Origin of the sequence: Paracoccus endophyticus (assembly GCF_003286075.1) — a bacterium.
GTDB lineage: Bacteria > Pseudomonadota > Alphaproteobacteria > Rhodobacterales > Rhodobacteraceae > Paracoccus > Paracoccus endophyticus.
Genome location: NZ_QLUV01000003.1, coordinates 60,913 through 80,275 on the forward strand (window position 1 = coordinate 60,913; position 19,363 = coordinate 80,275).

Consider the following 19,363-nt stretch of genomic DNA (forward strand, 5'->3'; position numbering starts at 1 on the left):
GCCGGCGGTCAGCCGTAGATGCGGCGCAGTTCGACTGAATCGCGCTCTCCGACATTGGCGAGGTCGCCGGCGACGAAGGCCTCGGCAGCAGCGCGGCCGGCGGCCTTCATCCGGGCCAGCAGCCCGGGTCCGGGAAAGCTCTTGCTGCGGCTGTTGAGCGAGGTCATCAGCGCCTCGTCCGACACCATGTGGATCAGCGGGATCTTCATGCCGCGGTCCTGCAGCCGCCCTTCGTCGGCCAGCCGCTTGACGAAGGCGATGGCGCGCAGTTCGCGCAGCAGGGACGAGTTGAAGCTGATCTCGTTGATCCGGTCCTGAATCTGCGTGGGCGTGCTGGGCACCCCCTCTCGTTCCTGGGGGTTGATGGTGACGATCACGATGTCGCGCGGCAGGTCGTTCGGAAACAGCGGAAACAGCGCCGGGTTGCCGGAATAGCCGCCGTCCCAGTACGTCTCGAGGCGGCCGGTCTGCGGGTCCTCGATCTCGACCGCCCGGAACAGGGTCGGCAGGCAGGCCGAGGCCATGACGGCGTCCGGCGTGACCCCCGCGCCCGAAAAGATATGCACCCGTCCGGTGCGGACATTGGTGGCCGTGACAAACAACTGCGGGCCGCCCGGCGAGGCAAGCCCGGCATGGGGCATGGTGCGGATGATCCGCGCCAGCGGGTTGGAATAGAACACGCCCGAATCATACGGGCTGAAGACACGGGTCAGGTTTTCCACCAGCGCGGCCGGGGACAGCATCTCGGCCAATCGGTGGAATCCGTGTGGCACAGGCAGCGACGGGGTCATCCAGCGCGCCAGGCGGCCGTCGCTGAATCGGCCGACCTGCGCCCAGACGTGGTCCAGGTTGTCGCGCGCGGCGCGGCGACCCTCGGCGCCCTCGGCGCAGGCCAGACCCGCCTTGACCGCAGCCCCGTTCAGCGCACCGGCCGAGGTGCCGCTGATGGCCGCGATCGTGACCTCATCGCCCTCCAGCAGGCGGTCCAGGACGCCCCAGGCGAAGGCGCCATGCGCGCCCCCGCCCTGCAGGGCTAGGTTCAGTGTCTTGGTCATAGGGACGGGCCCTTGTTGATGCTGCATTGCAGCATAACGCGCCGCGCGGGCGAACGGAACGGGCGGCGGTCAGTCCTCGGCGTTGGCCTCGGCCCGGCTCTTTCCGGCGACATCCATGGCCAGCGTCGCCGCCATGAAGGCGTCCAGGTCGCCGTCCAGCACGCCTTGCGTGTCGCTGGTCTCGACCCCCGTACGCAGGTCCTTGACCATCTGATAGGGCTGCAGGACATAGCTGCGGATCTGATTGCCCCAGCCGGCGTCCCCCTTGGCGTCGTGCGCGGCGTTGATGGCCGCGTTGCGCTTGTCCAGTTCCAGCTGATACAGCCGCGAACGCAGGGCGTTCATCGCGATCTCGCGGTTCTGGTGCTGCGACTTCATCGAGCTGGTGACGACGATGTTCGTGGGCAGGTGGGTGATCCGCACCGCCGAGTCGGTGGTGTTCACGTGCTGGCCGCCCGCGCCCGACGACCGATAGGTGTCGATGCGGATGTCGCGGTCGGGGATGTCGATCTCGATGTTGTCGTCCACGACGGGATAGACCCACACCGACGAGAACGAGGTGTGCCGCCGCGCCGCGCTGTCATAGGGGCTGATGCGGACAAGCCGGTGCACCCCCGATTCCGATTTCAGCCAGCCATAGGCGTTCGGCCCGCTGACCTTGTAGGCGGCGCTGCGGATCCCCGCCTCTTCGCCCGGGTTCTCGGACATCAGCTCGACCTGATACCCCTTCTTCTCGGCCCAGCGGACGTACATGCGGGCCAGCATCGACGCCCAGTCGCAGCTTTCGGTGCCGCCCGCGCCGGCGTTGATCTCGACAAAGGTGTCATTGCCGTCCGCCTCGCCGTTCAGCAGCGCCTCCAACTCCTTCTGCGCGGCCGTCGCGGCCAGCGCCTTCAGCGCGGCCTCGGCGTCGGCCACGACCTCGGCGTCGCTCTCGGCCTCACCCAGTTCAATCAGCTCGAGATTGTCGGCCAGCTCACGCTCGATGTGGCGATAGGTGTCGATCGCATCCGACAGCCGCTGGCGGTCGCGCATCAGCTTCTGCGCACGCGCCGGGTCCGACCACAGGTCGCCGTCCTCGATGATCGCGTTCATCTCCTCCAGCCGGTGGGGGGCGGTGTCCCAGTCCAGGCGCTGCCCCAGCAGGCGCAGCGATTTGCGGATCGAGTCGGCGGTGGCCTGGGTTTCGGCGCGCATCGGGCGTCCTTTCGGCGGGTCGGTTCGGCGGCGGGGTCGTTGACGGGCAGGGCGGGCAGGCGCACCGGCTGCGGGTGATAGCGCGCGCGCGTCCCCGGCACAAGCGCGCAGGCAGGCCGGGCGGCCTGCGCGGACGGGGCGGTCAGTACAGGCCGCCCGAACTGATGGTGCCGAAATCGGCCTTTTTCGGGATGACCTTCTTCTTGCCGGTCGACGTCGTGACCGCCTTGGCGCGGGTGTTGGTCACGTCGTTGCCCCGCAGGCCCGGCAACTCGACCCGCTCGAACCCGCCATCGACGACGCGCGGGACCGATTCCGCGCCCGTGCCGTCGCGGAAATATTCGGCGATCGTGCCCTTGCCGTACGAGACGTTCACGAAATGCCCGCCCGGTGGCACCCGAAAGGCGCTGCCGCCATACTGCTTGACCGCCTGCCGCATGAACGCATTGAACACCGGCACGCACAGCGTGCCGCCATAGGCGTTCTCGCCCAGCGAGCGCGGCTGGTCGTGGCCCAGATAGCAGCCCGCGACGATGTTCGAGGTGAAGCCGATGAACCACACGTCCTTGGCGTCGTTCGTCGTGCCGGTCTTGCCCGCCACCGGCACCGGCAGCTTGACGCCGCGCCCCGAGCCGCGCTTGACCACCCCCTCCATCATCGAGGTCAGCTGATAGGCGGTGATCGCGTCCATCACGCGCTCGCGGTCCGACGCGATCAGCGGCGCCTGCCCGGCGGGCAGCGCCGGCTGGTCGCAGGTTTCGCAGACGCGCTGGTCTTGGCGATAGACGGTGCGCCCGCGGCGGTCCTGCACGCGGTCCACCAGGGTCGGCTCCACCCGCTCGCCGCCGTTGGCGAACATGGCATAGGCCGCGACCATCTTGAACAGCGTGGTTTCCTGCGCCCCCAGGCTGTTGGCCAGGAACGGGTCCAGCTTGTCGTAGACGCCGAAGCGTTCGGCATAGCGGGCCACCGTCTCCATCCCGATGTCCTGGGCGATGCGGATGGTCATCAGGTTGCGCGACTGCTCGATGCCGGTCCGCAGGGGCGTCGGCCCGTAGAACCCGCCGCCGGCGTTCTTGGGCGTCCACAGGCCCTGCGGCGTGTTCACGGTGATCGGCTCGTCCGCGACGATGGTGGCGGGGGTATAGCCGCTGTCCAGCGCCGCGGCATAGACGAAGGGCTTGAACGACGACCCCGGCTGGCGCATCGCCTGCGTCGCGCGGTTGAACACCGAGGACTGATAGGAAAACCCGCCCTGCATCGCATAGACGCGGCCGGTGTTGACATCCATCGCCATGAACCCGCCCTGGATCGCCGGCACCTGCCGCAGCGTCCAGCGGATGAAGGCGCCGGTGTCGTCGTCGGTCATCTGGCGCACCAGCACCACGTCGCCCACCGCCAGCAGGTCGCCCGCGACGCGGGCCTGCCGCGCCCGTTCGCGCCCCGGCATCAGCTTGCGCGCCCACTGCACGTCCTTGGCGGGGATGACATGGCCGTCCTCGTCGTCGGGCACGCCCTCGATCCCGATGCGGGCGTCGGTCTCTCCGATCTCCAGCACGACGGCGGCGTGCCAGCCCTCGATGTCGCGGGGGATCTTGGCCTTGGCCAGGGCTGCGCGCCAACGGGCCTCGTCGCCCAGCGCGTCGGCGGGAATGGTCTGGCCGGTGCCGCGCCACAGGCCCAGGCCGCGGTCGTAACTCTCCAGCGCGTCCTGCAGCGCCTTGGCGGCGACGCTTTGCAGCTGCGGCTCGACCGTGGCGCGGATCGACAGGCCGCCGCCATAGAACTGGTCCTCGCCGAACTGCGCCGACAGCTGGCGGCGGATCTCGTCGGTGAAATAGTCGCGCGGCGGCAGGCTGTCGCGGAACGACGGAAAGTCGCCGTTCTGGACCGACCGCAGGGGCATCGCCTCCTCGGCCCGGAAGGTCGCCTCGTCCAGATAGCCGTTCTGCCACATCTCGCGCAGCACATAGTTGCGCCGTTCGGTGATGCGGTCCTTGTCGCGCACGACGGACCGGGACGGGGCCTGCGGCATGGCCGCCAGCATCGCCGCCTCATGCGGGGCCAGTTCCGACAGGGCCTTGTTGAAATAGGTCTGCGCCGCCGCGGCGACGCCCGCGCTGTTCTGGCCCAGGAAGATCTCGTTCAGGTACAGTTCCAGGATCTGGTCCTTGCTGAGCGACTTTTCCAGCCGGGTCGCCAGGATCAGCTCCTTGACCTTGCGCTCGGCGGTGCGGTCCGACGACAGCTTGAAGTTCTTCATCACCTGCTGGCTGATCGTGGACGCGCCGCGCACCGATTCCCCGCGCGAGCGGACCGCCTGCACCAGCGCGCCCATCATCCCCCGCGGATCATAGCCGCGATGGGTGTAGAAGTTCTTGTCCTCGGCCGAGATGAAGGCCTGCTTCACGACGTCGGGGATTTCCTCGATGGGAACGAAGATGCGGCGTTCCTCGGCGAACTCGTCGATCAGCTTGCCTTCGCCCGAATAGATGCGGCTGATCGTCTTGGGCGCATAGTTCGCCAGCTCCTCGTGGCTGGGCAGGTCGCGCGAATAGATCCAGAAGATGCCGCCGACGGTCAACGCGATGAACACCGCGGCGGTCACGAACCACGAAAAGATCGCGCCCAGGAAATTCAGAACGAAACGGATCACGCGCGCCAGCCTTCAAGGGGATCGCCTTCAAGGGGATCGGCGGTCTCTATACAGTCGGGGGTGGGGTGCGTCAAAACAACCTTGTGTCAGGCGCGTGCGGACGGGGCGTCAAGGTCGGGCCGCTTGCGCCGCGCCGGGCGGGCCTGCGCCCTGCCCGTCTGTGGCGCCCTGCCCTGGCGCGGCGAGACCGGGTGCGGCGAGACCGGGCGCGGCAGGCTCACCGCCCGCAGAGGCCCAGGCGCGGACGCTGGCGGCGATGGCGCGGGCGACGCCCTCGCGCCATTCGGGATCGAACAGGTTGGCCCGGTCGGCCGGGTCGGTCAAGAAGCCCAGTTCCAGCAGCACCGAGGGGATGTCGGGCGATTTCAGCACCGAGAAGGCCGCGCCCCGCATCGGCGTGCGGTGCATCCCGATCCCCGCGCGGTCGAGGTGCGCGGTCAGGGTCCGGGCGAACTGCTGGCTGCGCGGCTGGGTGCCGCTGCGCGCCAGGTCGATCAGGGCGCGGGTCACGGCCTCGTCGGTGTCGGCCAGGTCGATGCCGGCCAGCATGTCGTCGCTGCCATGGCGCAGCGCCAGTTGCCGCGCGGCGCGGTCGTTGGACTGCTCGTCCCAGAAATAGATGCTGGCCCCCGCCGCCGCGCCTGCCGGCAGGGCATCGGCGTGCAGCGAGATCAGCAGGTCCGCCCCCTGCGCCCGCGCGATGGTCGTGCGGCGTTCCAGCGCGACAAAGCGGTCGCCATCGCGGGTCAGCACCGCTTCGATCCCGGCCTGCTTCAACGCAGCCGCAAGTTCTCGGGCAAAGCCTAGCATCACCGCCGCCTCGGAGATGGCGCCGACCTGCGCGCCGGGATCGATGCCGCCGTGGCCGGGATCAATCACCACGCGCAGCCTGCCGTCAAGCGATGCGGGGGGCTGCACCTGCGCCGGCCGGGGCAGGTCACGCAGCACCGCCAGCGTGTCCGGGCGGGGGATGAAATCGGCGGGCGCGACCGGGGCCAGGCGGATCACCAGCGCGGGGCCCGCGTCCAGGCCCGCGCGGTCGATCCGCATCGGGCCGGGCAGTTCCACCACCACCCGCGACCAGCCGCGCCGGCCGGGTCCCCAGCGCAGCGCCGGCACCAGATCCGCCCCGGCCAGCACGGCCGGAGGCGGCAGGGCCGCACCGTCAAGGTCGACCACCAGCCGTGGCGGTCCGTCGATCAGCGCCACGCGGTGCGCCACCGCCTGCGTCAGCCCCAGCGTCAGCACCAGCGGGCGCGGCCTGGCCGGGTCGCGCCCCTCGGCCCGCAGCGAGGAACGGCCGGGCACCAGCGCCGCCGCAACGCCCGCTGCCGTCCCGGTCGTCCCCGTCGGGCCGCCCTGCGGTGCCCCGTGCAGGCTTGCCTGCGCGGCGGCCTGCGGTCCCGTTCCCGGCGCGGTCAGCAGCGCCAGCATCGCGGGCGCCAGCAGGGCCAGCACCAGCGCGGCGCGACCACGGCTCATCCGGCCGCCATGAACCGCGCCAGCCGGTCCAGCCCCTCGGCGATGTCAGCGGTCGAGCGCGCATAGGAAAACCGCAGCGTGCGGGCGCCGCGCACCGGGTCGAAATCCAGCCCGGGCGTGACCGCGACGCCCGCCCGCTGCAGGATCTCGGCCGAAAAGGCCACGCTGTCGGCGGTCAGGTCGGACACGTCGGCATAGACATAGAACGCCCCGTCGGGGGGCGCGATGCGGGTGAACCCCATCCCCGGCAGGCGGTCCAACATCATGCGGCGATTCTCGGCATAGACCGCCAGATGGGCCTGCGCCTCGGTCCCGGCCTCGGGCGACAACGCGGCCAGCGCGGCGATCTGGCTGGCATGGGGCGGGCAGATGAACATGTTCTGCGCGATGCGCTCGACCGTGCGCACCATGTCGGGGGGCACAACCATCCACCCCAATCGCCACCCGGTCATGCTGAAGTACTTGGAAAAGCTGTTGATGACCACCACGTCGTCCGTCACCTGCAGCGCGCTCACGCAGGGCGCCCCATAGCTCAGCCCGTGATAGATCTCGTCCGAGATCAGCGTGGCCCCCTGCCCCGCGGCGCGCTGCGCCAGCGCGGCAAGCTGGTCGCGGGTCAGCATCGTGCCCGAGGGATTGCCGGGCGACGCCAGCATCACCCCCGCCACGCCGGGCGGGATGTCGTCGGGCACCGGCTGATAGCGGTTCTCGGCCCGTGTCGGCATCCCCACGGGGTCCAATGACAGGGCGCGCAAGATCTGGCGATAGCTGGGATAGCCCGGCTCGCCCACCGCGACCCGGTCGCCCGCGTCGAACAGCGCCGAGAACGCCAGGATGAACGCCCCCGACGACCCCGGCGTGACCACGACCCGCGCGGGGTCCAGATCGACGCCGTACCAGCGCCGGTAAAGATCGGCGATCCCCTGCCGCAGCGCGGGCAGTCCCAGCGCGACCGTATAGCCCAGCGGCTGGTCCAGCGCCCCTGCCAGCGCCGCGCGCGCCGCTTTCGGCGCCGGGGTCGAGGGCTGGCCCACCTCCATGTGGATGATCGAGCGGCCGGCCGCCTCGGCGGCGCGCGCCGCCTCCATCACGTCCATGACGATGAACGCATCGACCTGTCCGCGCCGTGACTGCCGCATCCGCCTGTTCCTTCGTGTCGTTGGCCGCTTGTGGCCCGCAGCGGCGGCAGGGGTCAAGCCGCTCACGCAGGCGTGGCCGGCGGGGCCGCGGCCGGGGGTGGACAGGGCGGCGATGCAGGGCCACTCTCTCGCGCGACACGCGAAAGGACGCATGATGACATCCCTGAGGACCGTTGCCGCGCTGATGGCCACCGCCGCCCTGCCGCTGGCCGCCCTGACCCTGACCGCCGGCGCCGCCGCCGCGTTCGATCCGGCCGCGATGACCGAAAGCGAAAAGGCCGCCTTCGGCGAGGCGGTCCGCGACTATATCATGACCAACCCGCAGGTGCTGATCGAGGCCGTAAACAGCCTGGAGGAACAGCGCCTGGCCGACGAGGCCAAGAACGACCGCGTCATGGTCGAGACGAACAAGGCCGAGATCTTCGACGACGGCCATTCCTGGGTCGGTGGCAACCCCGACGGCGACCTGACGATGGTCGAGTTCATCGACTATCGCTGCGGCGTCTGCCGCAAGGTCAATGCAGAGGTCGAGGAACTGGTCAAGTCCGACGGCAACATCCGCTGGATCCTCAAGGAGTTCCCGATCCTGGGCCAGGAAAGCGACCTGTCGTCGCGCTTTGCCATCGCGGTCAAGCAGACGCTGGGCGCAGACGCCTACAAGATCGCGCACGACCGCCTGATGGCCCTGCGCGGCCCTGCCACGCTGGAGGCGTTCGGCGAACTGGCCAAGGCCGAGGGCTGGGACGCCGCGGCGCTGATCCAGCGCATGAACACCGAGGAGGTCAGCGCCGAGATCCGCAAGAACCACCAGTTGGCGGAGCGGATGCGCGTGATGGGCACCCCGACCTTCATCGTGGGCCCCGAGATGCTGCGCGGCGTGCCCTCGACCGGGCTTGCCGGCGCGGTCGAGCAGGTGCGGGCGTCGATGAAAGGCTGAAGGGCCGGGCCGCCGGTCTGCCCCGCAGACCGTGCGGCCGTCTCAGGCGTGCGGGGACAAGGGCGGGGTGCGCCGCGGACCGGCCCTGCCTGCTATTCCGCGGCCTGCTCGGGCGCCTGCTCTGCGGCGGCAAGGGCCGCGGCGCGCGCCTCGACCAGTTGCACGATGTGGTCGATCATCTGCGGGTTCGACATCTTGTGGGCCTGCTTGCCGGCGATATAGACCATGCCGCTGCCCGCGCCCCCGCCGGTGAATCCCAGGTCGGTCATCAGCGCCTCGCCGGGTCCGTTCACGACGCAGCCGATGATCGACAGGCTCATGGGGGTGCGGATGTGCTCCAGCCGGCGTTCCAGTTCCTCGACCGTGCGGATCACGTCAAAGCCCTGGCGGGCGCAGCTGGGGCAGCTGATGATCTGCACGCCGCGGGTGCGCAGGCCCAGGGATTTCAGGATCTCGTAGCCGACCTTGACCTCCTCGACCGGATCGGCGGACAGCGAGACGCGGATCGTGTCGCCGATCCCCGCCCACAGCAGGCTGCCCATGCCGACGGCCGACTTCACGGTTCCGCCGCGCAGGCCGCCCGCCTCGGTGATGCCCAGGTGGATGGGCGCGTCGGTCGCGTCGGCAAGCTGCTGATAGGCGGCGGCGGCCAGGAACACGTCCGACGCCTTCACGCTGATCTTGAACTCGTGGAAGTCGTTGTCCTGCAACAGCTTGATGTGGTCCAGGCCGGATTCCACCATCGCCTCGGGACAGGGCTCGCCGTATTTTTCCAGCAGATGGCGTTCCAGCGAGCCGGCGTTGACGCCGATGCGGATCGAACAGCCGTGATCCTTGGCGGCCTGCACCACCTCGCGCACCCGCGCGGCGTCGCCGATGTTGCCCGGGTTGATCCGCAGGCAGGCGGCGCCCGCCTGCGCCGCCTCGATCGCGCGGCGGTAATGGAAATGGATGTCGGCCACGATCGGGACCGGGCTTTCGCGGGTGATTTCGCGCAGGGCGCGGGTCGCGGCCTCGTCCGGGGTCGAGACGCGCACGATGTCCGCGCCCGCGTCGGCCGCCGCGATCACCTGCGCCAGCGTGGCGCGTACGTCGGCGCTGTCGGTGTTGGTCATCGTCTGCACGCTGATCGGGGCGTCGCCCCCGACCGGGACGTTGCCGACCATGATCCGGCGCGAGGGGCGGCGCTGGATGTTGCGCCAGGGGCGGATCGGATTGTGGGTCATGACGCGGCCTTTCGCTGACAGCCCCCAGATAAGACGCCGCGCCCGCCGGGGCAACCGCCCCGCGCGGACGTGATCGGCGGCCCCTGCCGCCGCCCGGTCAGCGGTCGGACGGGGGATCGGCCGTTCCGGCAGCATCCACGAAGGGCGCGGCCGAGGCGACGGCGATCATCTGCGCCAGTTCGGGGTCGGCGGTCGGATCGGCCTGCGCATAGGCGGCGGTCACGGCCACGGGCGACAGCTCGACGTTCTTGACCACCTGTGCCCCCGGCGCGGCAGGACCAAAGGTCTGGCCGTTGACCGCGAAATAGATCGCGCCGGAATTGCCGGTGCGCAGCAGCGGCGGCTGCTCGGTCTTGGGCAGGACGAACCGCTCGCCCGCGTCCATGGTCTTTTCCAGGATGACGGTGCCGTCGGCCGCGCTGACCCGCACCCAGGCCGCGCGCACGGCCAGGATCTCGACGTCCGGGGCGTCCGGGGCGACGGTGCGGACGGCGTTCTGGCTGGCCGGCAGTTCGGGTCCGATCAGCATCGCCTGCCCGGCGGGGGCCGCGGCCGCAACCAGCGTCCCGTCCGTCGTGGCGGCCGTCGCCTGCGCGGATGCGGCGTCGGACAGGCCGGGGTCGATGGCGGCGATCGGCTCGTCGCGGGCGGTCAGCACCGGCACCTCGAGGGCCTGCGGCCGATAGACGCGGTCCAGCGCCTCGGGCTGGGGCAGATCGGCTGACGCCATGTCCATTTCGGGCACCGCGCCCGCGTCCTGCACAGGGTCGAGCGTCGCCACCACCGCCGGCGCCTGGTCCGAGGGCGTCAGGTTGACCTTCTGCACCTCTTGGAGGACGGACCAGCCGCCATAGCCCAGGCCCACGACCAGCGCCATCATCACCAGGATCGAGCCGATGGCCCGCGGCTCGACCGACGACCAGAAGCTTTCGGGCTGGGGAATGAACAGCGCGCGCGGATTGGCCAGCGCCTCGGCGGGGTCCGACGGGCGGCGCTGCGGCTTGGGGCCGGACGCCGAGGGCGCCATGCCATGCGTCGGCTGAAAGCCGGATTCCTCGCAAAACCGGTGGAACACCCATTCGGGGTCCATGCCGAGGTAACGGGCATAGGACCGCACATAGCCGGCGACGAAGCTTGGCGCGTCAAAGGCCGAGACATCGCAGTTCTCGATCGCGGCGACATAGGACGCGCGGATGCGCAGCTCGCGCTGGACGTCCAGCAGAGACTTGCCCAGCGTGGCGCGCTCGCCCCGCATCATGTCGCCCAACCGCATTTCGAAATCGTCGAAACCCGGCGCGGCCATTACAGTCGTGCCGGATTGGTCCGTCGCCGACGGCGCCCGCATGCCGATCATCAACGCCTGCCCCATTTTCTTATCTGGCCAGACCGCAACTGCGCGAATCTACCACTTTTATCAAGCCGACGGTATCACGCGCGCGCGAGGCGTCACACCCGCTTCGTGGGGTCAGGCGACCGCGTGGGCACGATTCAGCGCGCAGCGTGACCACAGCGCATCCATTGCGCGCACCAGATGGTCGATCTGCTTGGAATCATGCACCGGCGACGGCGTGAAACGCAGCCGTTCCGTTCCGCGCGGCACGGTCGGAAAGTTGATCGGCTGCACATAGATGCCGAAATCGGCCAGCAGCATGTCCGACAGCATCTTGCAGTGGACCGGGTTGCCGACATGGACGGGCACGATATGGCTGCCGCGGTCGTCGATGGGCAGGCCCAGGCCGCGCAGGCGCATCTTCAGGATGCGGGCGTGCAGCTGCTGCGCGTCGCGCAGCGCCTGGCCCTCGGCCGTCTTCAGCAGGCGAATGGATTCCGCCGCGCCCGCCGCCACCGCGGGCGGAATCGAGGTGGTGAAGATGAAGCCCGGCGCATAGGATCGGATCGCGTCCACCATCCGGGCGGACGCCGCGATATAGCCGCCGAACACGCCGAACGCCTTGCCCAGCGTGCCGTTGAAGATGTCGATGCGGCCCATCAGCCCGTCGCGTTCCGCAACGCCGCCGCCGCGGGGGCCGTACATCCCCACTGCGTGAACCTCGTCCAGATAGGTCAGGGCGTGGAATTCCTGGGCAAGATCGCAGATCGCCTTGATCGGGCCGAAGTCGCCGTCCATCGAATAGATGGATTCAAAGGCGATCAGCTTGGGCAGGGCCGGATCGTCGGCCTCCAGCAGCTCGCGCAGGTGGGCCACGTCGTTGTGGCGGAAGATGCGCTTTTCGCCGTCGAACCGCTTGATCCCCTCGATCATCGAGGCGTGATTGAGCGCATCCGAATAGATGATGAGGCCCGGAAACAGCTTGCGCAGGGTCGAAAGCGTGGCGTCGTTGGCGATGTAGGCCGATGAAAAGACCAGCGCGGCCTCTTTCCCGTGCAGGTCGGCGATCTCGCTCTCCAGCCGCTTGTGATAGACCGTCGTGCCCGAGATGTTGCGCGTGCCGCCCGACCCTGCCCCCGTGGCGTCCAGCGCCTCGTGCATGGCGGCCAGCACGGCAGGATGCTGGCCCATGCCCAGATAGTCGTTGCCGCACCACACGGTGATCTCGGTTTCCGACCCGTCGGGCCGCGTCCAGATGGCCTGCGGAAAGGCGCCCTTGCGCCGCTCGATGTCGATGAAGGTCCGATAGCGTCCTTCCTGATGCAGACGGTCAATGGCCTGATCGAGTGCGGCGTCGTAGTTCATCGCTGGCTCCCTTGCGTCGCGGGCTGGGTGCGATCATCGTCGGATCGTGCGGGTCATGACTTGATAAGGGTCAATCGGAGGGGATTACACCCCAAATTTTCCCGCCTGCGACGAAAAGACACCTGAAACACTTGACCATTTGGGTCAGATTAGGAATGCGGAATGCGTGAAAACCCCGATGTCGGCGCGGTGCTTGATGCGCTGGACGATGGCCTGCCGGCGGCGCTGAACAGGCTGATGCAGTTCCTGCGCATCCCCTCGATCTCGACCGATCCGGCCCATGCCGCGGATGTCCGCCGGGCGGCCGGGTGGTTGTGCGACGAGCTGGCGGCGCTGGGGTTCGACGCGGCCGTCCACGACACGGCGGGCCACCCGATGGTGGTGGCGCGCACCCCGCCCGGCCCGTCGCGGACGCTGCTGTTCTATGGCCACTACGACGTGCAGCCCGTCGATCCGCTGTCCCTGTGGGACCGCGCCCCGTTCGACCCCGCGATCGAGGACACCCCCGCAGGCCCGGTGATCCGCGGGCGCGGCGCCTCGGACGACAAGGGGCAGCTGATGACCTTCGTCGAGGCCTGCCGCGCCTGGAAGGTCGTCCACGGCACCCTGCCCGACGGGCTGATCCTGCTGTTCGAGGGCGAGGAGGAGTCGGGGTCGCCCAGCCTGCAACCCTTTCTGCGGGCGAACGCCGATGCGCTGCGCGCCAGCCTGGCGCTGATCTGCGACACCGCCCTCTATGCCGACGGCCGCCCCGCGATCACCACCCAGCTGCGCGGCCTGATGGGAGAGGAGATCGTCGTGCGCGCCGCCGACCGCGACCTGCATTCCGGCAGCTTCGGGGGGCTGGCGGCCAATCCGATCCAGGTGCTGGTCACGGCCCTGGCCGCCGTCAAGGACGCCGACGGCCGCGTGACGCTGCCGGGGTTCTACGACGGCGTGGCCGAACTGTCGGACACGCTGCGCGAGGACTGGCAAGGGCTGGGGTTCGACCCCGCGGACTATCTGTCGCGCGTGGGACTGGGCACGCCCATCGGCGAACGCGGCCGCAGCGGGCTGGAGATGGTCTGGAACCGCCCGACGTTCGAGATCAACGGGATCAGCGGCGGCTACACTGGCGAGGGGTTCAAGACGGTGCTGCCCGCCGAGGCCCGCGCCAAGGTCAGCTGCCGACTCGTCGGCACCCAGGACCCCGAGGCGGTTCGCGCCGCCCTGCGCGCCCATGTCCGCGCCCATCTGCCGCCGGACTGCCGGGTCGAGTTCCACGCCCACGGCAGTTCGCCCGCCAGCGTCATGGACACCAGCGATCCCGGCTTTGACGCAGCCAGGGCGGCGCTCAGCGCCGAATGGGGGCGCGAGGCGGCGTTCATCGGCGCAGGCGGCTCGATCCCCATCGCGGGGGACTTCAAGACGATCCTGGGCATGGACACGATGCTGATCGGATTTGCCCGCGACGACGACCGCATCCATTCCCCGAACGAGAAATACGACGTGGAAAGCTTTGCCAAGGGCGCGCGCAGCTGGGCGCGGATTCTGGCGGCGCTGCGCTGAGGCGCGTGTTACGGGGGTAGCGGTTCTGCCAGTCTTTGGGGCCGGGGGCGACGGCGCCGCCGCCGGTCCTGACGGGGTGCAGCCCCGCCCGCGGCAGCGCCACAGGGCGCCGCGTTCCGGGGCAGGACGTCAGCGTCGTGGTTCACGGCGGACGGGTCCGGTGCCCTGCCTGCCGGCGCTTGCCCTGCCCCGGGTCGCGGTGATGGTGCGGGTCATCGGGCGGGCCGCGCCGCGCCGCCAATGAAAAAGGCAGGGCCTGCGCGGCCCTGCCTTGTCAACGGGTTGAACCCGAAAGCTCAGGCCGCGCGCGAGGTCAGCACCTCGCCCACACGGCGCTGTGCGCCCGCCACGTCCAGACCGTCCACCGCCGCGACCTCACGGGTCAGGCGGTCCAGGGCGGCTTCGTAGAGCTGGCGCTCGGAATAGGATTGCTCGCGCTGGTCGTCGCTGCGGTGCAGGTCGCGCACCACCTCGGCGATCGACAACAGGTCGCCCGAGTTGATCTTCTGCTCGTATTCCTGCGCGCGGCGCGACCACATGGCGCGCTTGACGCGGGCCTTGCCCTTCAGCGTTTCCAGCGCGCGGTTGACCAGGTCAGGGCTGGCCAGGCTGCGCATCCCGATCTCGCTGGCGCGCGCGGTGGGCACGCGCAGGGTCATCTTGTCCTTTTCGAACGAGATCACGAACATCTCCAGCCGCAGGCCAGCGACCTCCTGCTCGTCGATCGAGATGATCCGGCCGACGCCATGCGCCGGATAGACCACGAACTCGTCAGGGTGGAATTCGTTCTTCTTGCCTCTGGACATCCGGTCTCCTTCCAGTGTCGCCGAAACGCGGCGCAAAAAGAACCACAGACGGGTTGCCCCGCCCTGGTTCCTGGTGTGATACTTGACAAGGCCCGGTCCGACACTGGCCGGATGGGCAGACAAAATCCCCGCGGCGCGCAGGTTGGCAGACCCTGCGTGAAACGGGGGATGTAACAAGCTTGTATCACGAATCACCCCTGAAATAAAGGTATTTGACGGCTGGGGCGCCATGCCGCGCCCCGGCACGCCTGCATGGTCTGGCCAGAACGCACGCCATGCGGCTAGTCTGGCCAGAGCGTGCGCTATGCGGGAGGACAGCATGGACCTGACATTCCTCAGCGACCGGATCGGCGATTCCGCCACGTCCGCCCTGATCGGCGCGGTCGTCGGCATCCTGTTCGGGGTCGCCGCGCAGCGGTCGGCCTTTTGCCTGCGGGCGGCCACGGTCGAGTTCGCGCGCGGACGGCTGGGGCCGCGCATGGCGGTCTGGCTGCTGACCTTTTCGGCGGCCGCGGTCTGGGTGCAGGGCGCGCGCATGGCCGGGCTGTTCGACACCGGCGCGGCGCGGATGATGGCGTCCACCGGAAGCCTCAGCGGCGCTGTGATCGGGGGGCTGATCTTCGGCGCCGGCATGATCCTGTCGCGCGGCTGCCCGGGGCGGCTGGTGGTGCTGGCGGCGACCGGGAACCTGCGCTCGATCATCGCGGGGCTGATCTTCGCGGTCACCGCGCAGATGACGCTGCGCGGCATCCTGGCCGAGCCGCGCACCGCGCTTGCCGCGCTGTGGACAACGCCCGCGGGCGCAAACGTCGACCTGACGACCGCCTGGGGCCTGCCGCCCTGGTCCGGGCTGGCGCTGGGCATGGCCACGGCGGCGCTGGCCCTGTGGCTGGCGCGCCGCAACCGCATCTCGCCGCGCATTCTGGTCTTTGGGGCGGGCGTGGGCGTTTCGGTCGCGATCGGCTTTTTCCTGACCTATCGGCTGGCGCAGACCGCATTCGATCCCGTGTCCGTCACCTCGGTCACCTTCACGGGACCATCGGCCAACACGCTGATGGCGCTGCTGGTGCCCTTTCCCGATTGGAGCTTCGACGTGGGCCTGGTGCCCGGCGCCCTGCTCGGGTCGTTCCTGGCCGCCTCGATCGGGGGAGAGCTGCGGTTCCAGACCTTCGAAAGCATCAGCCAGACCCGCCGTTCGATGCTGGGCGCGGTGATGATGGGGTTCGGCGGGATGCTGGCGGGCGGCTGCTCGATCGGCAACGGCGTCAGCGGCAGTTCGCTGTTCGCGGCGACGGCGTGGCTGGCGCTGCTGTCGATGTGGATCGGCGGGATGCTGACCGACTGGCTTGTGGATCAGCGCACGGAACGCCGGGCGGCAATGACCGACCCGGCGCCTGCTGTTCAGCCCGCCTCGGGGACGAAGGCGTAGGCGTCGCCCTGGCGCACGCAGCGGCCGATGCCGCCCTCCGGCAGGTGATAGCCGATCAGACGCCAACCCTCGTCCGCAAGCCGGGCCATCAGGGCTTGGCGCGTCTGCGCGGCCATCGCGGCGTCCTGATCGCCGCCGCCCGGCAGGTCTGGACGCGCAAAGGCATACATCGCGTTGCTGATCGCGTCGCCGATCACCATCACGCCCCCGTCCGGCGCGCCGATGGCAAAGGACGTGTGGCCCGGCGTATGGCCCGGGGTCGCGACCGCGCGGACGCCCGGCAGGACCTCGGCCTCCGGCTCGAACCGCTGCATCCGGTCGCCGACCGCCGCCAGCCGCCGCGCCGCGCCGGCGGCAAAGGCCTGCCCGGCCTCGCCGATCGCCGCGGGGGTCGCCGGGTCGGTCCAGAAGGCATGCTCGGCCGCGCCCATCTGCAGGCGGGCGTTGGCGAACACCGGCTCGTCGAACTCGTCCAGCAGACCCCACAGATGGTCGGGGTGGGCGTGGGTGAACACGACGTCCGTCACATCGTCGGGCGCGATCCCGATCGCGGCCAGCGCCTCGGTCAGCTTGCCCGCGGTGGGCATGAAGTCGGGACCCGAGCCCACGTCGAACAGGGCCACGCGGTCGCCCTGGCGCATCAGCGTGACGTTCACCGGGTTCACCAGCCGGTCCGCGGGAATGCCATAGCGCGCGATCAGCTCGGCCCGCTCGGCCTCGGGCAGCCTGTCGGTCAGAAAGCTGGCCGGCAGTTCAAGCGTGCCGTCCGAGACCGTGTCGATCCGCAGGTCGCCCAGCGTCAGCGTCGTCACGGCCCACAGGCGGCGGGGCAAAAGCGCGCCCGCCGCCAGCACGGCCGAGGCGGAGAGGACAAGTCGGCGGGTAATCGGCATGACGCAAGCTCCGTCAGGGAAAGGGGGGGCGCGGCCCAACGCCGCGCGCGCCGTCGGGTTCAGTCGAGGGCGGGCGCACCCTCGCTGTCCGCGCCGTCATCGGGATCGCCGGGCGTCACGTCCAGGTTCGTGGCGTGGCGGGTGATCTCGACCGCTTCCTTGCAGTTTTCCATGCAGGGCTGGACGGTAAACTGCGGAAGCTCGGCGGTTTCGCGGTCATCGACGATGAAGCCGTCGGCATTCGGCATCTGGACCGTGCGGAAACTGTCCTGATCCAGCACGAAGTCCTCGTCCACCAGATCGTTGGAATACAGGATATAGGCAACCACCGCATAGGTCTGATCGACATCCAGCGTCTGCGCCGCGCCGAACGGCATCGAGCGGTGGACGTAATCCCAGGCCGTGGACAGATAGGGCCAATAGGACCCGACGGTCTTCAACGGGTCCTCGTGGTCCAGGGTGTTCATGCCGCCGGCCAGCTTGGGCCAGTTGTCCACGCCCTCGGCAAAGTCGCCGTGGCACGAGGCGCAGTGTTCGGAAAACAGCTCCTCGCCGGTCGCCACGTCTGCCGATCCGGGCGGCAGGCCCAGCCCGTCGGGACGCACGTCCTTGTCCCAAGCCGCGATCTCTTCGGGCAGGGCTTCGCGGCCCAGCTTCATCGTCTTGCCGGCGCCCGGCCAGGCGGTGGCTGCCGCGCCCGCCCCTGCGGGGTCTTCGGGCGCCCCCGAGGCATCCGCGGCCGCGGCCGCGGCAGGCTTCTCGGACAGGGCAGAGCCTTCGCCCTCCGCGGCAGCGGGCGTGGCGGGGTCCGCGACCGCCGCCTCGTGCTGTGCGGCGCCGTCCGATCCGGCGGATGCGCCGGGGGTCGCCGCCTCGGGCGGCTGCGCGTCGGCGGGCACCGTTCCGGCCGGCGCCGCCTCAGCGGGGGCCGGGGTCTGCGCCGCCGCCGGCGTCAGCAGGGCGACCGTCAGGGCGAGGGACAGAAGCGTTTCAGGAAATCTCGACATTCTCGGCCTCTCCGTTCGCTTTCACGAGCCAGGTCTGGATTCCATTGTTGTGATAGACCGAGTTCAGCCCCCGGATGGCGCGCAGCGCATCCTTGGTAGGCTGGACATAGCCGGTCGCATCCATGGCCCGCGACTGGATCAACATGTCCGACCCGTCCCACTGGTGGTCCAGATAGAAACGATGCAGCGCCAGCGGGTTGGACTGCGGCTCAAGCCGGGCGGTCTGCCAGGTCCTGCCGCCATCGACGGTCACGTCCACCTGCTTGATCGCGCCGCGCCCCGACCAGGCCAGCCCGGTGATGACCAGGGGCCCGGCCCCATGCCGGATCGGCGATTGCGGGCTGGGCGAGGTCACGACCGACTTGGCGTCCATGACCCAAGTCCATTTGCGGGACGTGCCGTTGGCCAGCGTGTCGGTGTATTTCGACGTCTCCTCGCGGCTTTCCCAGGGCGCGTCGGCGACCTCGATCCGGCGCAGCCACTTGATCCACATGTTGCCTTCCCATCCGGGCACAACCAGCCGGACGGGATAGCCATGTTCCTTGCGCAGCGCCTCGCCGTTGGCCTTGAAAGCGACCAGCACGTCGTCCAGCATCTTCTCGATGGGAAAGCTGCGCGCGTTGGACGAGGCGTCGGCCCCCTCGGCCATCACCCATGTCGCCTCGGGCTTGACGCCCGCCTCCTCCAGCAGCAGGCGCAGCGGCACGCCGGTGTATTCCATGTTGTGGATCATGCCGTGGGTGAACTGCGCGCCGTTCAGCTGCGCGCCCGCCCACTCCATGCCGGTGTTGGCGGCGCATTCCAGAAAACAGGTCATGGTGCGGCGCGGAAAGCGTTCCAGGTCGTCATAGGTGAACACCAGCGGGCGTTCCACCATGCCGTTGATCATCAGTCGATAGTCGGGCTTTGCCAGGTCGATGGCGCCCGAGTGGTGGCGCTCGAAGGCGCAACCCTGCGGCGTGATCGTGCCGTCCAGCGCGTGGATGGGGGTAAAGTTGATCGAGCTGATCGTGTCCGCGGTCAGCCAGCTGACCGTGCGGCGGATCACGTCGCCCTCATGCTCGGTGGGCAGGCCATAGGGATGGGCGTCCACCCCGTCGCCGAACCCCGAGGCCCAGGGCTGGACCTCGGTGATCAGGGGATCGGGCGTGGCCGCCCGGGCCGCGGCGGGCAGCAACCCGGCGGTGGCCATCGCGCCGCCCGTGGCAAGGCTTGCGGTCAGAAAGCGGCGGCGGCCGGTGTGGAGAGGGGGACGATGGGTCATGTGGGACCTCGGGTCTTCGTGGTGGTGGA

15 protein-coding genes are annotated in these 19,363 nt (G+C 69.7%); 3 read left to right on the top strand and 12 right to left on the bottom strand.

All coding sequences use genetic code 11. The features are described from left to right. Positions 1 to 8: 8 nt before the first annotated feature. From DPQ23_RS05260 to DPQ23_RS05280, 5 genes are all read right to left on the bottom strand, one after another. A complete protein-coding gene (locus DPQ23_RS05260; protein ID WP_112873653.1) occupies positions 9 to 1,055 on the bottom strand; it encodes a patatin-like phospholipase family protein in 1,047 nt (348 codons plus the stop codon). 69 nt (positions 1,056 to 1,124) lie between these two features. Next, entirely contained in the window at positions 1,125 to 2,252 is a 1,128-nt protein-coding gene (prfB, locus tag DPQ23_RS05265) for a peptide chain release factor 2 (protein ID WP_112873654.1), read from the bottom strand. A gap of 142 nt (positions 2,253 to 2,394) precedes the next feature. Continuing rightward, the gene (locus tag DPQ23_RS05270) at positions 2,395 to 4,908 is read right to left on the bottom strand and encodes a penicillin-binding protein 1A (protein WP_112873655.1); all 2,514 of its coding nucleotides are present in this window, start codon (positions 4,906 to 4,908) and stop codon (positions 2,395 to 2,397) included. Positions 4,909 to 5,016: 108 nt separating this feature from the next. Further along, entirely contained in the window at positions 5,017 to 6,390 is a 1,374-nt protein-coding gene (locus DPQ23_RS05275) for an N-acetylmuramoyl-L-alanine amidase (protein ID WP_240602453.1), read from the bottom strand. Further along, the gene (locus tag DPQ23_RS05280) at positions 6,387 to 7,529 is read right to left on the bottom strand and encodes a pyridoxal phosphate-dependent aminotransferase (RefSeq protein ID WP_112873656.1); all 1,143 of its coding nucleotides are present in this window, start codon (positions 7,527 to 7,529) and stop codon (positions 6,387 to 6,389) included. Before DPQ23_RS05280 ends, DPQ23_RS05275 begins: the two co-directional genes overlap by 4 nt. Positions 7,530 to 7,680: 151 nt before the next feature. Here DPQ23_RS05280 and DPQ23_RS05285 point away from each other — a divergent pair, with 151 nt between their 5' ends. Further along, the gene (locus tag DPQ23_RS05285; protein WP_338067045.1) at positions 7,681 to 8,466 is read left to right on the top strand and encodes a DsbA family protein; all 786 of its coding nucleotides are present in this window, start codon (positions 7,681 to 7,683) and stop codon (positions 8,464 to 8,466) included. A gap of 92 nt (positions 8,467 to 8,558) precedes the next feature. On the opposite strand, the gene ispG is transcribed toward DPQ23_RS05285, so the two are convergent. The 3 genes from ispG to hemA all read right to left on the bottom strand — a co-directional run bounded on the left by ispG (position 8,559) and on the right by hemA (position 12,387). Next, positions 8,559 to 9,692, bottom strand: coding sequence for a flavodoxin-dependent (E)-4-hydroxy-3-methylbut-2-enyl-diphosphate synthase (ispG, locus tag DPQ23_RS05290; protein ID WP_112873657.1), 1,134 nt, complete (start codon positions 9,690 to 9,692; stop codon positions 8,559 to 8,561). 97 nt (positions 9,693 to 9,789) lie between these two features. Beyond that, a complete protein-coding gene (locus DPQ23_RS05295; protein WP_112873847.1) occupies positions 9,790 to 11,046 on the bottom strand; it encodes a helix-turn-helix domain-containing protein in 1,257 nt (418 codons plus the stop codon). A 111-nt stretch (positions 11,047 to 11,157) separates the two neighbouring features. Then, entirely contained in the window at positions 11,158 to 12,387 is a 1,230-nt protein-coding gene (gene hemA, locus DPQ23_RS05300; protein ID WP_112873658.1) for a 5-aminolevulinate synthase, read from the bottom strand. Between the two features lie 162 nt (positions 12,388 to 12,549). Between hemA and DPQ23_RS05305 the strand changes: the two genes are divergently transcribed. Continuing rightward, positions 12,550 to 13,935 (top strand): dipeptidase, encoded by a 1,386-nt coding sequence (locus tag DPQ23_RS05305; protein ID WP_112873659.1) that lies wholly within the window; start codon positions 12,550 to 12,552, stop codon positions 13,933 to 13,935. A gap of 296 nt (positions 13,936 to 14,231) precedes the next feature. On the opposite strand, the gene DPQ23_RS05310 is transcribed toward DPQ23_RS05305, so the two are convergent. Then, positions 14,232 to 14,741, bottom strand: a complete 510-nt coding sequence (locus tag DPQ23_RS05310) for a CarD family transcriptional regulator (protein ID WP_112873660.1) — start codon at positions 14,739 to 14,741, stop codon at positions 14,232 to 14,234. 319 nt (positions 14,742 to 15,060) lie between these two features. Between DPQ23_RS05310 and DPQ23_RS05315 the strand changes: the two genes are divergently transcribed. Then, positions 15,061 to 16,170 carry a YeeE/YedE family protein gene (locus tag DPQ23_RS05315; protein ID WP_112873848.1) on the top strand — a complete coding sequence of 370 codons (1,110 nt, stop codon included), beginning with the start codon at positions 15,061 to 15,063 and terminating at the stop codon, positions 16,168 to 16,170. Here DPQ23_RS05315 and DPQ23_RS05320 read toward each other — a convergent pair. From DPQ23_RS05320 to soxC, 3 genes are read right to left on the bottom strand one after another with little or no spacing between them, the layout of a single operon-like run. Further along, positions 16,143 to 17,063, bottom strand: coding sequence for an MBL fold metallo-hydrolase (locus DPQ23_RS05320; protein WP_112873661.1), 921 nt, complete (start codon positions 17,061 to 17,063; stop codon positions 16,143 to 16,145). The two genes, DPQ23_RS05315 and DPQ23_RS05320, sit on opposite strands and share 28 nt — an antisense overlap. Positions 17,064 to 17,122: 59 nt before the next feature. Further along, positions 17,123 to 18,070, bottom strand: coding sequence for a c-type cytochrome (locus DPQ23_RS16170; protein WP_112873662.1), 948 nt, complete (start codon positions 18,068 to 18,070; stop codon positions 17,123 to 17,125). After that, positions 18,054 to 19,334 carry a sulfite dehydrogenase gene (gene soxC / locus DPQ23_RS05330; RefSeq protein WP_112873663.1) on the bottom strand — a complete coding sequence of 427 codons (1,281 nt, stop codon included), beginning with the start codon at positions 19,332 to 19,334 and terminating at the stop codon, positions 18,054 to 18,056. Before soxC ends, DPQ23_RS16170 begins: the two co-directional genes overlap by 17 nt. Positions 19,335 to 19,363 lie beyond the last annotated feature (29 nt).